This is a genomic window from Cryobacterium sp. GrIS_2_6, from assembly GCF_035984545.1.
Taxonomy (GTDB): domain Bacteria; phylum Actinomycetota; class Actinomycetes; order Actinomycetales; family Microbacteriaceae; genus Cryobacterium.
Genome location: NZ_JAXCHP010000001.1, coordinates 2553109 through 2566664, shown reverse-complemented (window position 1 = coordinate 2566664; position 13556 = coordinate 2553109). Strand labels below are relative to the sequence as shown.

Sequence of the window (13556 nt, the reverse complement as noted above, 5' to 3'; positions counted from 1 at the left end):
CTTTCCGGTCGAGAGTGACCCGCGTAACGGGACCTGTCGACCGGAAAGGTGACGCGGTCGGCGTTGCCCGGACGGAGTTCAGCGCGCGCCGGCGCGGGATGCAAGACTGGACACCCCGCCCGCCGAACGAGGAGCACAGAGTGACCGAGCAGACTCCCGCGCAACCACTCGCGCATGCCCCGGTGGAGATCGCCGTGATCGGCGGATCCGGACTGTACCGGCTCTTCGACGCCGGCACCGTCACCTCGATCATCCTCGACACCCCGTATGGGCCGACCTCCGCGCCGATCACGGTCGGCGAGCGCGCCGGCCGTCGGGTCGCATTCCTGCCCCGGCATGGAGCGGGGCACACCGAGGCACCGCACCGGATCAACTACCGCGCCAATATCTGGGCGCTCGCCTCCCTCGGTGTCCGTGCGATCATCTCCTCCTCCGCCGTCGGCGGCGTCAGCCCCGAGTACCCGCCGGGGCTGCTCGTCGTCACCGACCAGTTCATCGACCGCACGAGCGGCCGCGCCGACACCTTCTTCGACGAAGGCGTCGTCGCGCACCTCGCCGCTGCCGACCCCTTCGACCCGGTGCTCCGACGCACCGCGGTCGCCGCCCTGGACGCACTCGGCGAGCGATTCGCGCCCACCGGGACCGTCGTCGTGATCCAGGGCCCCCGGTTCTCCACCCGGGCCGAGTCCCTCTGGTTCCGCGCGGCCGGCGCCCATATCGTCAACATGACCCAGTACCCCGAGGTCGTGCTCGCATCCGAACTGGGCATCGGAACCGTCAACCTCTCCTTCGTCACCGATGCGGACGCCGGACTCGTCCCCGCCGAACCCGGCGCGAACGCGGCGGCATCCGCTCTCGAGGCGCACCTGCCCGAGTCCGCCCTGCCCGAGACTACCGAGACGGATGCCGTCACGGCCGAGCTCGTCTTCGCTCGGCTGGCCGCGGCGCAGCCCCGGATCCTCGCGGCCATCGACGGCATCCTCCGGGGCATTCCCGACGGCTACGCCTCGCGGACCCTGATCGATCCCGAGCTGGTCCGGGCCGTGCTGGACCGGCCCGTGCGACCGGTCCGGCCCGGGCAGCCCACCCGGCTCTCGACGGAGACGGCAACGGACACGGAAACGGAGCCCGGCACCGAGCGAAAACCGATTCTCCGGCCGGCCCCTGGCACTCCTCCCGTTCCGCATCCCGTTCCTGTGCCCGCGCCGACGACCGAACCCGGGCCTGCCCGGTGAGCCCCCGGCTGCTCGTCACGGGCGGCGCCGGGTTCATCGGCGGAGTCCTCGTGAGCCAGGCGCTCACTCACGGCTGGGACGTGCGTGTGCTCGACTCCCTGCGCCCAGACGTGCACGGCGGCCTGCCCACGATCGATGAGCGGGTCGACCTGCTCGTCGGCGACACGACGGACCCGGCGACCGTAGACCTGGCCCTCTCCGGTGTCGACGCGGTCTGCCACCAGGCCGCGAAGGTCGGCCTCGGCGTCGCCTTCTCCGACGCGCCGGACTACGTCCGCAGCAACGAGTTCGGCACGGCCGTGCTCCTCGCGGGCATGACCACCGCGGGCATCGACCGGCTCGTGCTCGCCTCGTCCATGGTCGTCTACGGCGAAGGCAGCTACCGCGGCTCGCACGGCTTCACCCGGCCCGGCCCGCGCCGGGAGACCGACCTCGCCGCCGGCCGGTTCGACCCGCTGGACCCGGAGACCGGCGAGCCGCTCGAACCGCTGCTCGTCACCGAGGACGACCCGCTCGACCCCCGCAACGTCTACGCCTCGAGCAAGCTCGGCCAGGAGTACCTCGCGAGCAGTTGGGCCCGCTCGACGGGCGGGCGCGCGATCGCCCTCCGCTACCACAACGTCTACGGGCCGGGGATGCCGCAGAACACGCCGTACGCCGGGGTCGCGTCCCTGTTCCGGTCGGCCCTCGAACGCGGAGAGGCACCGCGCGTCTTCGAAGATGGCAGGCAGCGCCGCGACTTCGTGCACGTCGCCGACGTCGCATCCGCCAACCTCGCCGCGCTCGAGCACACCGCGGACGCCCCCGCCGCCCTGTTCCGGGCGTTCAACGTGGGCTCGGGGGTCGTGCACACGATCGGGGACATGGCCGGGGCGCTCAGCCGCGCGGCTGGCGGCCCCGACCCCGTCACGACGGGGGAGTACCGGCTCGGTGACGTGCGGCACATCACCGCGTCCTCCGAGCGGCTCCGCACCGAGCTCGGCTGGATGCCCGCCGTCACCTTCGAGGACGGCATGCGCGCCTTCGCCACGGCCCCCCTCCGGGCCGCCGTCCGCCGCTGACTTCCGGGCGCTGGCGCGAGCGGATGCCTAGACGGCGACCGCGCGCCGCGGCAGCAGCACGTCGAAACGGCATCCGTTCGGCACGTTCTGCACGATCACCTCACCCTGGTGCGCGGTGACGATGCCCTGCACGATGGCGAGGCCGAGCCCAGCCCCGCCGGGGGTGCGCGGCTCGCTCGCCCGCCAGCCGGCCTCGAACACCCGGTCGATGTCCTGTTCCGGGATGCCGCCGGCCGCGTCCTCGACGGAGATCACGGCCCCGCCGTCCCCCCGTTCGCGCACCGACACCGTGATCGGGCTCCCGGACGGCGAATGCTGGATCGCGTTCATCACGAGGTTCCCGACCACGCGGGACAGTTCGCGCGGATCGGCGAGGACCGTCAGCCCCATCTCGCCCGCGAATCGCAGGTCGAGGGACTTCGCCTGCGCGACGGGTCCGAAACCCGCGACGGTGTCGCTGATCAGGTCGTAGAGCGCGACCGGCTCGAGCGCGAGGCGCAGCGTCCCTGAGTGGATCCGCGACAGTTCGAAGAGGTCGTCGACCATCCCGCTCAACCGGTCGACCTGGTCGCGCATCCGCGGGTAATACCGGGCGGGGTCCTCGACCATCCCGTCCTCGAGCGCCTCCGCCATGGCGCGGATGCCGGCGAGCGGGGTCCGCAGGTCGTGGGAGATCCACGCGATCAGTTCGCGTCGGGATTCCTCCACGCGTCGTTCGCGGGCCCGGGACTCAGCGAGGCGGGCCCCCGTCGCGGCCAGTTCCCCGGCGAGGTCGCTGAACTCGGTCGTGCTGTGCCGCGGGGCCGCGGCGTCGCCGGCGGCCGCGACCGATTCGCCGCGGCCGAGGCGTTCGGCCGCGCTGCGCAGGTGCCTGCTGTCGCGCACGAGGGTGCGCCCGAGGAGCGCGGCCATCACGAGCGACACGAGTCCGGCGACCGCGGCGACCGAGTAGAAGACGCCGAGGTCGTGGGTCGAGACGTACATCTGGGTGGCGACCGCCGACATCCCCCCGACGACGGAGACGATCGCCGCGAGGGCGACGAGCATGAGCTGCACAACGAACGAGGACCGCTTCATCATCCGCAGCGCGAGCAGGCCGAGCGCGCCGGTGACGACCGCGCACGCGAGGGCGTTCAGCGCGACGATGACGAGCACTTCGGTCGTCACGAGATCGTCCCGTCTGCTGCGGTGGCGGAATCCGGTGCGTCGCGGCTGCCGGTCGGGCCGAGCGGGACAGGGTCGAACCGGTAGCCGACGCCCCACACCGTCTGCAACAGCAGCGGATGCGCCGGGTCGGCCTCGATCTTCTCCCGCAGCCTCCGCACGTGCACGGTCACGGTCGAGAGGTCACCGAATTCCCACCCCCACACCGAGCGGAGCAGGTCCTCACGGCCGAGGACCGTGTGAGGGTGCCGGAGCAGGTAGGAGAGCAGGTCGAATTCGCGCACCGTGAGCACGAGCGGCGTACCGTGCAGGCGCAGTTCGTGCGCGGCGGTGTCGAGGGTGAAGTCGCCGATCGCGAGCGGCACGGTCGGCAGGCCCGGTGCCTCGCCCGCGCCCTGTCCGGCGGATTGCGCGGCAGCCTGGGCGGCGGCCTGGCCGGTGCGCCGCAACACGGCCTGCACCCGCAGCACGAGCTCGCGCGGCGAGAACGGCTTGGCAAGGTAGTCGTCCGCACCGGCCTCGAGGCCGTCGATGCGGTCGTCCTCCTGGTTGAGGGCGGTGAGCATGATCACGGGGATGGCCCAGGTGCTGCGCACCCGGCGGCACACCTCGATCCCGTCCAGCAGCGGAAGCATCCGGTCGAGCACCACGAGGTGCGGCCGCTTCTCCTCGGCGAGGCGGAGTGCGCTCAGCCCGTCCGGGGCCTCGTCGACCAGGAACCCGGCGGCGCGGAGGTACCGGCAGACGATCTCGAGCACGGTCGGGTCGTCGTCGACCACGAGGATGCGCCGTTCCTCCGGGGGCGCGGGGAGAACCGGGGCGGCGGGAGTGGAAGGGGCTGTCACGATCTCAGGATACGGTGGCCCCGGCCGGGCGGGAACGCCGCGGGGCTGCTCCCGGTGTTCTTCCTCAGTCCGTAATGTTCTCGGCCCTGTTCCGGGTCGGCGCCCCTTTAGGGTCGGAACATGACTCCGATCCAGGTCGACCTCGTGCTCCCGTGCCTCAACGAGGCCGGCGCGCTGCCATGGGTGCTGTCGCGCCTGCCGGAGGGCTACCGGGCGATCGTCGTCGACAACGGGTCGACCGACGGGTCGGCCGAGATCGCCGCAGCGGCGGGCGCCCTCGTCGTGCACGAGGAGCGCCGCGGCTTCGGCGCCGCCGCCCACGCGGGGCTCCTCGCCGCGACCGCCCCGATCGTCGCGTTCTGCGACGCCGATGCCTCGATGGACCCTGCCGAACTGCCGCGCATCGTGGGCCCGATCCTCGCCGGTGATGCCGACCTCGTGCTCGGCCGCCGCCGCCCGACGACCCGCGGATCCTGGCCGCTGCACGCCCGCCTGGCCAATTCCAGTCTTTCCTGGCGCCTGCGCCGAATAACCGGTGTGAACATACATGACCTCGGCCCCATGCGGGCCGCCCGGCGCCCGGCGCTGCTGTCCCTCGACCTCCAGGACCGACGCAGCGGTTACCCGCTCGAGATGTTCCTCCGTGCGTCCGACGCGGGATGGAGCATCCGCGAGGTCGACACCGCCTATTCGCCGCGGGTCGGTCGCAGCAAGCTGACCGGAACGATCCGCGGAACCGTGACCGCGATCGGTGACATGTCCGCCCTGCTGCGCGAGGCCCGGAAATGACGGCCCTCGTCGTGATCGCCAAAGAGTGCCTGCCCGGCCGGGTCAAGACCCGCCTGCACCCGGCGCTCTCCTTCGAGCAGGCCGCCGAGCTCGCCGCCGCGAGCCTCGACGACACCCTGACCGCAGCGCTCGCCCTCCCGGCCTCGCGCCGCATCCTCGCCTTCGACGGGGTCACCCCGCCGCGCCTGGCCGCGGAGTTCGAGATCCTGCCCCAGGTCGCCGGAAGTCTCGACGAGCGCCTCGCCGCCATCTTCGACGGGCTCGACGAACCGACCGTCCTGATCGGCATGGACACCCCGCAGGTGACCACCGAGCTGCTCGCGCCGGTCTTCACCGACTGGTCAGACGACACGGATGCCTGGCTCGGCCTCGCGGACGACGGCGGCTTCTGGGCGCTCGCGCTCGCCGCGACGCGCGGAGGGTCAAGCCGCGGTCACTCCCGGAACGGTCACTCCCAGCGCGGGGACCTGATTCGCGGCGTCGCGATGTCGATGGACGACACCGGGGCCCGGCAGCTCGATCGCCTGCAGGAGGCCGGCCTCCGGGTGCGCCACCTGCCCGTGCTCACCGATGTCGACACGATCGCCGACGCGCACTCCGTTGCCGCCACGGTTCCGGACGGGCGCTTCGCCCGCACCCTCGCCGCCCTGCTCCCCGACGCTGTGGCAGCCCGCACTGACGCCCGCCCCGCCGATCGCGCCGCGACCGGCACTGTCGCCACCGGAATTCCGGTGCGCGCATGAACGTGCAGGTCGCCGGCCTCCTCGAACGGGACATCCTCGAACCCGATCGCCTCGACAACCTCCCCGGCGAGCGGGCATCCGCCCTCGACCTCGCCCCCGCGACCTTCGGCGCCGGCGGGGCGGAACCCTATGCGGCCGCGCTCCGCAACGCCGACAACGTGCTCTACCTCCGCCGATCCCGAGACGGCGGCCTCACCGCCGCCGCAACCATGGACGCCGCCCGGTGGAGCGCCGACGCCGATGACACCGACCAGCGCCTGCTCGACGGCCTGACCGGTCCCGTCCTCGACATCGGCTGCGGCCCCGGCCGGATGGTGCGGGCCGCGATGGACCGCGGCCTGTCCGCGCTCGGAATCGACGTCTCGCCGACCGCCGTGCGGATCGCCGTCGATGCCGGCCTCAGCGTGCTCAAGCGCAGCGTCTTCGACCCGATGCCCCTCGAGGGCGGCTGGGCCGGCGCGCTCCTCGTCGACGGGAACATCGGCATCGGCGGCGACGTGACCGCGCTCCTGACCCGCTGCGCAGAACTGCTCGCACCCCGGGGCGCGCTCCTCGTCGAGGTCAGCCACGACCCGGCCCGCAATGAACGCTACGACGGCCGGCTCGAGGATGCCTCCGGACTCCTCAGCGACGTCTTCCCCTGGGCGGAGGTCGGCGTCGACGCCCTCGCCGGCCATGCCGCCGACGCGGGGCTCCGGGTCGCGCACGACTGGCGCCTGGACGGGCGCTGGTTCGCCCGCCTCCTCCACGCCTAGGCCTCTCCGAGACCACGCCTGGACCCGACCGACCGCGTGGGTTCCGCCGTTGCGCGCGATCCACTATCCGCGCAACCGCGCGACACCCGCGCCCGCGAGACCCGCGTCAACCGAGATGGGCGCAGCGCCTTCCCCGGGCATCCGCACCCGCGACGCGCGTCAGCGCAGCCGCCGCCGGCCCCGCGCGTAGAGCGCGAACGACACGGCCGCGGTCACGACGGCGACAGCTGCCCAGAACACGGCGAAGTTCACGCCGTAGTCGAGGGGCAACACCGTCGGGTTGCCGGTGCCGCGCGACTGGGCGATCAGCAACGGCACCACGATGAGGCTCATGACGGAGCCGACCACGAGCGCTCCCTGCAGGACGAGGATGACCGTTCCGCTGATCCGGTGGCCGGCGCGGCGCAGCAGGATCCCGCAGAAGAATACGAGCGGCGAGATCACCCCGTCGTGCAGCACGATCGCCGCGCCCATCCACAGGACGATACCGGGAATCCGCGCGGGCTTCACGCTGTCGACCAGTACGTAGGCGCCCCAGGCGAGGCCCGCGAGGCCGAGCGTGATCAGCACGATCCGCGTGACGCGGAGCGCCGGCCCCAGTTCGCCGGCTCCGGATGCTTCGACGCTTCGGTTCCCTGCAGTGCGTGCGGTACTCATGCGTCCATCGCCTCGATCCGGCTCAGCCATTTGGTTTGCAGCACCCCGGGCCGCCCGGGGGCGATCATCCGGGCCGGGTAGCCGTGCTCGAGGTCGAGGGTCTCCCCGTTGAGCTCGAGAGCGACGAGCGTGAGCGGGTCGCGCACGTACTCCGACCCCATCGTGGTCTGGCGGTACCCGCCCTTCTTCTCGAGACTGGTCAGGCGAAAGGATGCCGCGGCATCCGCCGACACCAGATCGGCCAGTTCGCTCAAGCGAACCCCGCGCCACCGCGCCAGCTGGCTCCAGCCCTCGACGCAGGCGATCGGCAGCTCGACCTCGGTCTGGGGCATGGCGAGGAGTTCGGACCGGCTGAAGCTGCGCTCCACCCCGGCGTGCGCCACCGTCAGCACCCAGCCGGCCGCGAGGGCGTCCGCGGCCACATCTGCCTGCTTCGAGGTGCGGTTGACCGGCACCTCCTGTTGACCGACGCCCTTCTTCCGCGGTGCGAAGGCATTGACCGCGTCAAGCGGGGCGACCGTCTGCCCGGCGGTCAGCACGACGACAGTGCCGACGCTCACCCCGACCGTCGTGAGGAAGCCGCGCCGGCTGAGGTGCGTGCGAGCCGTGCGCGCTGCGTCGCCCGTGTCGTCCCGGGGAGCGGCGTCGGATCCTGTGTCGGGCCCTGACGGCGCGCGTGCCGCAGTGGCGTCCGCCCGAAGGCCCGGTGTCGCGTCGATCCAGGCGAGCAGCCGGCCGGTGACCCCGGTCGGGCGGCTCGAACCGAACAGGCGAACGGCCTCTGGCATCGCCGCGCGGTCGCGGGCGACGGCATCCGTCAGGTGATCGTCGTCGCCGGAGCCATCGTCGGCTTGTTTGCGCCAGACCCGGGCGATGATGGGCAGCTTGATGCCGATGTGCAGGGCGAGCGATCCGATCAGCACCCAGCCGAGCGCGAAGTGCGTCTCCCGGAACGGGAACGGCCACGGGTACCACTGGTAGGTGTTGAGCAGGCCGATCGTGATCTGCACGAGCGAGGCGCCCACGAACAGGGCGATCGACGCGCGTTCGAGGACATTGAGGAACGATTTCACCGGCGGCTGCTGGAACAGGTCGGGGAAGACGACGTACAGCTTCGCGAGCAGCAGCGGGAAGCAGGCGATGCCCGCGATGATGTGGGTGCCCTGGGTGAACTGGTACAGCAGCTCCGGCCGGGTCGCGAAGTGCATGCCCGGCAGCGGCTCCTGCAGAAAATGGCTGTACAGCCCGGTGCCGAAGCACAGCACGAAGGCGAGCCCGAGCAGCCGACCGATCACGGTCGCCAACCGCGGGTTTCGCACGGGGGAGGCCAGCGCTCGCTGGGCTTCGTACATCACTTGGCGCATGTTCCATTGGACCATCCAGCGGATGCGCGCGGGCGGGTCGACACCTTACGGTTCCGTGACGGGATGGGTCCGTTCGGCTCTCCGAACCGGGATTCTGCGGCGCTCGCCGCGGAACTCCGACAGGATGGCCACGTGCGCATTACGATCATCTCCCTCCTCCTGGCCGCGAGTGCGACACTGACCGGGTACTGCGTACTGGTCTTCTCGCTCTTCCAACCGACGCGGGACACGGTCCCCCTCCTGGTCTGCACCGGGGCCCTCTGGGTGCTGTTCGCCGGCGCCGTGTTCCTGCTGCGCGGGGTGCGCGGGCGGGCGGTGGTGGTGCTCGTGCTCGCCGGGTCACTCGGCATCGGGGTCGCGGCGATGATCGGGCCGCCGAATACGAGCACCGACTCGGCGAGGTATGCCTGGGACGGCATCGTGCAGAACGCCGGGATCTTGCCGTACGCTTACGTCCCGGCCGACGACCGGCTCGACTCCCTTCGCCCGGAGTGGTTGTTCCCGGCGACGGTGCCGTCGGGTACGGTGCCGGAGACCTGCCAGGGCCAGCGCATCGTGGTCACGCACAAGACCGCCTCGGACGCGGTGCTCTGCACCGCGCTCAACCGGCCGACCGTCCCGACGATCTACCCGCCGGCGGCGGAGCTCTACTTTGCGGGCATCCGCTTTCTGGTGCCGCCGACGGCGACCTACTGGCCGCTGCAACTCGGCGGGCTGGTGCTCAGCCTCGGAACGACCGTGCTGCTGCTCGCCGGGATGCGGCGCCGCGGCATCGACCCGCGGTTCGCCGCGTACTGGGCGTGGTGCCCGCTCGTGGCCTCCGAGGCGATCACGAATTCGCATGTCGACCAGCTCGGCGTGGTGTTCACCCTCGCCGCGGCGCTCCTCGTCACCCGGGCCCGGTATTGGCGGGGCGGCATCGCCCTCGGAATCGCGATCGCCGTGAAGCTCGTCCCCGTGATCGCGGCCCCGGCGATGCTCCGCAGGCAGGGCTGGAAGGTCGGCCTCGCCGCGGTCGTCACGTTCTTCGCGCTCTACGTGCCGTACGTGCTCACGACCGGGATCGGCGTGCTCGGCTACCTGCCCGGCTATCTCAGCGAGGAGGGCTACGACAACGGCAAACGCTTCGCGCTCGTCTCGCTCGTGGCCCCCGGCGGTGCCGCGATCTTCGTCGCGGGCGGCCTGCTCGTGATCATTGCGGCGCTCGTGTTCTGGAGGACCGATCCCGACCGGCCCTGGCTCGGCCAGCTCGTGATGATCGGCAGCACCCTGCTCATCCTGAGCCCGCGGTACCCGTGGTACGCGCTGCTGCTGCTGCCGTTCGTCGCGCTCAGCGGTCGCTGGGAGTGGCTCGGCATCCCGCTCGCACTCACCCTTCGGCAGATCCTGCCTTCGCTCGAGCTCACCTGGGCGATCACGGCCGCTCTCGTCATCGTTCTCGCAGGGTCGGCCGTCCGGCTCGATCCCGCCGTGCGGGCCCGGATGCTCGGTGCGCCGCTCCGCGCCGTGCGCTTCCTGCGCCCCCCGCGCTAGGCCTCCGCCAGCGCACCCCGCCCCAGAAACAGGCCGGTTAACGCCGAATTGCGGACAAAGCACCTTCGTCGTGTCGACGAAGGTGCTTTGTCCGCAATTCAACCGGGCCGGTCGGGCCCCGCGTCGAGCGGTGTTACTTGGTGGCGACGGTGATCTTCGCGATGCCGACGAGGAGCTGGTCCTTGACGGCGTCGGTTCCGAAGGTCTTGTTGAGCAGGCCGGCGGCGACGGACGAGATGTGCACGGTCGTGCCCTCGAGGATGGCGTTGTTGCCGTCCATCTGCAGCGGCTTCAGGGTTCCGCCGTAGAGGTCGAACAGGAGGACCTGGGTGGCGGCGGAGGTGCCGTTGACCGAGACGTCACCGAAGAGCTTCGAGGTGCCGGGGTCGATCGTGAAGTTGGTCAGTTCGACGACGGTCGAGCCGGCCGTGAGCGAGAAGCCGGAACCCTCGTGCTTGATCGAACCCTGGACGAACGGGCGGTAGCTCTGTGCGGGGTCGTAGTAGTTCACGTTGCCGCCGGTGATCGGGAAGTGCAGGCTGCCGTCGGTGAGGGTGGCGGTGCCGACGGTGCCCGCGGTCAGGCCGAGGCTCTTGAGCGCAGCGGCGAAGTCGCCGTCGAGGAGGACGGCCGTGTCGACGCCCTTGAGGGAGGGGATCGACGCGACGGGCGTCGGAGCGGCAGAGGAAGTTGCGGAGGGGGTCGACGCTGCAGAGCCTGCGGTCGCGGTGCTGGAGCAGGCGGCGAGGCCTCCGAGGAGGAGGGCTGCTGCGGCGAAGCTGACGGTTGCCTTCTGGAAAGTGCGCATGATGTGATCCTTCGTGTCTGTGGGGGAAGTGGTTGTCTGTGGTGCTGACAATGGTTCGGCCCCGACACGGAATCGGTTTGGAATTACTTTTTGGGCGGCATCCGCTCGCCCGCATTCACTGTGAGAAGTGGCGCTGTTAGAAGTGGCGGAAGCGATCGGGCGCGAGGTCCCACGGATCCTTGCCGAGCAACTCGGCGATCGCGCGGAAGACGCAGCTCTCGATCACCATGCGGCGGTGCAGGTCGTCGTTGCGGTGCGGCCGGGTGAGGCGCTGGATCGGCAGCCGGTAGAACACGATGCGCCGTTCGGCGGCGTGCACGGCCCAGCGTTCGACGCCGACGCCCGGAACGACAGAATAGGGGCCTGCCGCGACCTCGAAGGCCACGTCGGCGAGCTGGTCCGGCCAGACCGAACGCAGGTAGTCGACGGTCGAGGCGACGGTCATGTCGAACAGGTCGATTCGGGTGTTCAGCGGGGGCAGGAACGGCCCCGTCGCCGAGCTGCGGATGCCGCGACCGTGCCGATCGCGCCCGCTTCCGCGCTGCATCGGCGCGGGCGGCGGCGCGGCAGATCGACGGGATCGGGACATGCCTTCATCTTACTTCTGGTGCCGACGCGGGTAGCCTGAACGGTAATGTCATTCCGCCCATGCTCCCGCGTCGCCTGTCCGGACGAGTCCGTCGCGACGCTCACCTTCGATTACGGCGACTCCATGGCCGTGCTCGGCCCGCTCTCGATCGAGCGTGAACCGCATGCCTTCGACCTCTGCGACCGGCACGCCCGCCTGACGAGCGTCCCGCACGGCTGGCAGCTCATCCGCCTCAGCACGATGGGCGCGATGAGTGAAGCGGATGCCCCGGGCGGCCCCGACGCCTGAACCCAGGTCGGGCGAGCGCGAACCCCCGGCCATGGGACACACCCAGCCGGGGCGGCGCAGGGAATGGCATGATGGTCGCATGACTGTCGCCTCGTCCCCTGTATCCACCGCGCCCTCGCTCGCGCCCATCTTCAAGATCGCCGACCCGCAGCTCGCCGAGGCGGGCCGGCACCAGTTGCGTCTCGCCGAGAATGAGATGCCCGGCCTGATGGCCCTCCGCGCCGAGTTCGGCGAATCGAAGCCGCTCACCGGCGCGCGCATCGCCGGGTCCCTGCACATGACCGTGCAGACCGCCGTCCTCATCGAGACCCTCGTGGTCCTCGGCGCGCAGGTGCGCTGGGCGAGCTGCAACATCTTCTCCACCCAGGATGATGCTGCGGCGGCCATCGCGGTCGGCCCGACCGGAACTCCCGAGAACCCGGCCGGCGTTCCCGTCTTCGCCTGGAAGGGCGAATCGCTCGAGGACTACTGGTGGTGCACCCAGCAGATCTTCTGCTGGAGCATCGAGGCCGCTGCGGCGGGGGAGACCTGGGCCGGACCGAACATGATCCTCGACGATGGCGGCGACGCCACCATGCTCGTGCACAAGGGCCGCGAATTCGAACTCGCCGGCGCCGTCCCCGAGGCGACCGCGTCCGACAGCCACGAGTACCGGGTGGTACTGGACGTCCTCCGGCACTCGCTCGCTGAATCCTCCGACCGCTGGACCGAGATCGCCGCCGGCCTCGCCGGCGTGACCGAGGAGACCACGACGGGCGTCCACCGCCTGTACGAACTGGCCAGCGCCCACGAACTGCTCTTCCCCGCGATCAATGTGAATGACTCGGTGACGAAGTCGAAGTTCGACAACAAGTACGGCATCCGCCACTCCCTGCCCGACGGACTCAACCGGGCGACCGACGTGCTCATTGGAGGCAAGGTCGTCTTTGTCGCCGGATACGGCGACGTGGGCAAGGGTGCGGCCGAGGCTCTGCGCGGCCAGGGCGCGCGCGTGATCGTAAGCGAGATCGACCCGATCAACGCCCTGCAGGCCGCGATGGACGGCTTCCAGGTCGCCCGGCTGGAGTCGGTCGTCGAGCAGGTCGACATCTTCGTGAGCGGCACCGGCAACTTCAACGTCATCCGCACCGAGCACATGCTCAAGATGAAGCACCTTGCGATCATCGCGAACGTCGGCCACTTCGACAACGAAATCGACATGGCTGCGCTCGAGACCCTCGAAGGCGCCGTGCGGGTGGAGATCAAGCCGCAGGTCGACGAGTGGCACCTGCCGAGCGGGCGCAGCATCCTCGTGCTCTCCGAGGGGCGCCTGATGAACCTCGGCAACGCGACCGGACACCCCTCCTTCGTGATGAGCAACTCCTTCACGAACCAGGTGCTCGCCCAGATCGAGCTGTACTGCTACCCGGAGAAGTACCCGGTCGGCGTGTACGTGCTGCCGAAGCACCTCGACGAGAAGGTCGCCCGGCTGCACCTCGACGCCCTCGGCGTCGAACTGACTGTGCTGAGCCCCGAGCAGTCCGCCTACATCGGCGTGCCCATCGACGGTCCATACAAGGTCGACCAGTACCGCTACTGACCCGCGCACGTCGCTTCGCAGCGCCCGCATCCACCGCTCTGCGGCGGTTGCGGGCGCTCTGTCGTATGCGCCGGCCTGTTCCCAGGCGTGACACGCCCGGGAGTGCATGGGTTTTGACGGGGGTGGTGGGGGCACGTACTGTCTTC

At 70.8% G+C, this 13556-nt stretch carries 14 protein-coding genes; 8 read left to right on the top strand and 6 right to left on the bottom strand.

Going from position 1 to position 13556, the window contains the following annotated elements; genetic code table 11:
• Positions 1–140: 140 nt before the first annotated feature.
• Positions 141–1235, top strand: coding sequence for an MTAP family purine nucleoside phosphorylase (locus tag RCH22_RS12705; protein ID WP_327014290.1), 1095 nt, complete (start codon positions 141–143; stop codon positions 1233–1235).
• A complete protein-coding gene (locus RCH22_RS12700; protein ID WP_327014289.1) occupies positions 1232–2296 on the top strand; it encodes an NAD-dependent epimerase/dehydratase family protein in 1065 nt (354 codons plus the stop codon). Before RCH22_RS12705 ends, RCH22_RS12700 begins: the two co-directional genes overlap by 4 nt.
• Before the next feature lie 27 nt (positions 2297–2323).
• Here the strand turns inward: RCH22_RS12700 and RCH22_RS12695 are convergent, their stop codons facing one another.
• Complete coding sequence (locus RCH22_RS12695; protein WP_323511267.1) at positions 2324–3463, bottom strand: HAMP domain-containing sensor histidine kinase; 1140 nt, start codon at positions 3461–3463, stop codon at positions 2324–2326.
• Complete coding sequence (locus RCH22_RS12690; RefSeq protein WP_327014288.1) at positions 3460–4305, bottom strand: response regulator transcription factor; 846 nt, start codon at positions 4303–4305, stop codon at positions 3460–3462. The genes RCH22_RS12695 and RCH22_RS12690 overlap by 4 nt, the downstream gene beginning before the upstream one ends.
• 120 nt (positions 4306–4425) lie before the next feature.
• Here RCH22_RS12690 and RCH22_RS12685 point away from each other — a divergent pair, with 120 nt between their 5' ends.
• The 3 genes from RCH22_RS12685 to RCH22_RS12675 are packed head-to-tail and all read left to right on the top strand — an operon-like array spanning position 4426 to position 6592.
• Positions 4426–5094 (top strand): glycosyltransferase family 2 protein, encoded by a 669-nt coding sequence (locus tag RCH22_RS12685; RefSeq protein WP_327014287.1) that lies wholly within the window; start codon positions 4426–4428, stop codon positions 5092–5094.
• Entirely contained in the window at positions 5091–5837 is a 747-nt protein-coding gene (locus RCH22_RS12680; protein ID WP_327014286.1) for a DUF2064 domain-containing protein, read from the top strand. The genes RCH22_RS12685 and RCH22_RS12680 overlap by 4 nt, the downstream gene beginning before the upstream one ends.
• Entirely contained in the window at positions 5834–6592 is a 759-nt protein-coding gene (locus RCH22_RS12675) for a methyltransferase domain-containing protein (RefSeq protein WP_327014285.1), read from the top strand. Before RCH22_RS12680 ends, RCH22_RS12675 begins: the two co-directional genes overlap by 4 nt.
• Positions 6593–6751: 159 nt before the next feature.
• Here the strand turns inward: RCH22_RS12675 and RCH22_RS12670 are convergent, their stop codons facing one another.
• Together RCH22_RS12670 and RCH22_RS12665 are read right to left on the bottom strand one after the other, a co-directional pair.
• The gene (locus RCH22_RS12670; RefSeq protein ID WP_327014284.1) at positions 6752–7249 is read right to left on the bottom strand and encodes a hypothetical protein; all 498 of its coding nucleotides are present in this window, start codon (positions 7247–7249) and stop codon (positions 6752–6754) included.
• Positions 7246–8601: a molybdopterin-dependent oxidoreductase gene (locus RCH22_RS12665; RefSeq protein ID WP_327015525.1), complete on the bottom strand. Its 1356-nt coding sequence runs from the start codon at positions 8599–8601 to the stop codon at positions 7246–7248. The genes RCH22_RS12670 and RCH22_RS12665 overlap by 4 nt, the downstream gene beginning before the upstream one ends.
• A 144-nt stretch (positions 8602–8745) precedes the next feature.
• Here RCH22_RS12665 and RCH22_RS12660 point away from each other — a divergent pair, with 144 nt between their 5' ends.
• The gene (locus RCH22_RS12660; RefSeq protein ID WP_327014283.1) at positions 8746–10146 is read left to right on the top strand and encodes a glycosyltransferase family 87 protein; all 1401 of its coding nucleotides are present in this window, start codon (positions 8746–8748) and stop codon (positions 10144–10146) included.
• 133 nt (positions 10147–10279) lie between these two features.
• On the opposite strand, the gene RCH22_RS12655 is transcribed toward RCH22_RS12660, so the two are convergent.
• Both RCH22_RS12655 and RCH22_RS12650 read right to left on the bottom strand, forming a co-directional pair.
• The gene (locus tag RCH22_RS12655) at positions 10280–10954 is read right to left on the bottom strand and encodes a hypothetical protein (protein WP_327014282.1); all 675 of its coding nucleotides are present in this window, start codon (positions 10952–10954) and stop codon (positions 10280–10282) included.
• A 136-nt stretch (positions 10955–11090) separates the two neighbouring features.
• The gene (locus RCH22_RS12650) at positions 11091–11543 is read right to left on the bottom strand and encodes a metallopeptidase family protein (protein ID WP_327014281.1); all 453 of its coding nucleotides are present in this window, start codon (positions 11541–11543) and stop codon (positions 11091–11093) included.
• A 45-nt stretch (positions 11544–11588) separates the two neighbouring features.
• Between RCH22_RS12650 and RCH22_RS12645 the strand changes: the two genes are divergently transcribed.
• On the top strand, positions 11589–11831 hold the full coding sequence (locus RCH22_RS12645; protein WP_327014280.1) for a DUF3499 family protein: 243 nt from the start codon (positions 11589–11591) through the stop codon (positions 11829–11831).
• A gap of 79 nt (positions 11832–11910) precedes the next feature.
• Positions 11911–13410: an adenosylhomocysteinase gene (ahcY, locus tag RCH22_RS12640; RefSeq protein ID WP_327014279.1), complete on the top strand. Its 1500-nt coding sequence runs from the start codon at positions 11911–11913 to the stop codon at positions 13408–13410.
• The last annotated feature ends 146 nt before the right edge of the window (positions 13411–13556 follow it).

Coding starts and splice junctions, on each gene's coding strand:
- RCH22_RS12675 (WP_327014285.1), top strand. CDS start 5,834: ATGAACGTGCAGGTCGCCGGCCTCCTCGAACGGGACATCCTCGAACCC.
- RCH22_RS12650 (WP_327014281.1), bottom strand. CDS start 11,543: ATGTCCCGATCCCGTCGATCTGCCGCGCCGCCGCCCGCGCCGATGCAG.
- ahcY (WP_327014279.1), top strand. CDS start 11,911: ATGACTGTCGCCTCGTCCCCTGTATCCACCGCGCCCTCGCTCGCGCCC.
- RCH22_RS12655 (WP_327014282.1), bottom strand. CDS start 10,954: ATGCGCACTTTCCAGAAGGCAACCGTCAGCTTCGCCGCAGCAGCCCTC.
- RCH22_RS12665 (WP_327015525.1), bottom strand. CDS start 8,601: ATGTACGAAGCCCAGCGAGCGCTGGCCTCCCCCGTGCGAAACCCGCGG.
- RCH22_RS12645 (WP_327014280.1), top strand. CDS start 11,589: ATGTCATTCCGCCCATGCTCCCGCGTCGCCTGTCCGGACGAGTCCGTC.
- RCH22_RS12680 (WP_327014286.1), top strand. CDS start 5,091: ATGACGGCCCTCGTCGTGATCGCCAAAGAGTGCCTGCCCGGCCGGGTC.
- RCH22_RS12670 (WP_327014284.1), bottom strand. CDS start 7,249: ATGAGTACCGCACGCACTGCAGGGAACCGAAGCGTCGAAGCATCCGGA.
- RCH22_RS12685 (WP_327014287.1), top strand. CDS start 4,426: ATGACTCCGATCCAGGTCGACCTCGTGCTCCCGTGCCTCAACGAGGCC.